This window comes from Halohasta sp. A2, assembly GCF_056175805.1.
This window is the reverse complement of record NZ_JAQFWV010000339.1, coordinates 1-251: the sequence shown is the minus strand read 5'-3', so window position 1 is coordinate 251 and position 251 is coordinate 1. Positions and strand designations below refer to the sequence as shown.

At 53.0% G+C, this 251-nt stretch carries 2 pseudogenes; one reads left to right on the top strand and one right to left on the bottom strand.

What is annotated here, in order from left to right:
• A pseudogene (locus O2S87_RS19345) lies at positions 1-127 on the top strand (ISH3 family transposase); the annotation flags it as partial.
• A gap of 6 nt (positions 128-133) precedes the next feature.
• On the opposite strand, the pseudogene O2S87_RS19340 reads toward O2S87_RS19345, so the two are convergent.
• Positions 134-251 (bottom strand): annotated as a pseudogene (locus O2S87_RS19340) (IS630 family transposase); the annotation flags it as partial.

Genomic DNA, 251 nt, shown 5'->3' with positions numbered 1-251 from the left:
ACACGCCAATACCGTCCGTGGACACCTTACCGATCAGTTCGACCTCGATACTGTCGAGCAAGTTGGAGACACGCTGCTCCAACGGGATACTGTCGATACGCTTCCTGATCGACCGGTGGAGGTCGTCTAGTGATTAACGCAACTTCTGAATGAATCCACTGAGGTGATTCTCAATCCATGATCCTGCGAAACTCAACTGGTCAGTCAATGTTGTGAAGATCTCATCGAGGAGGGCGCGGTACTCGGCCGCG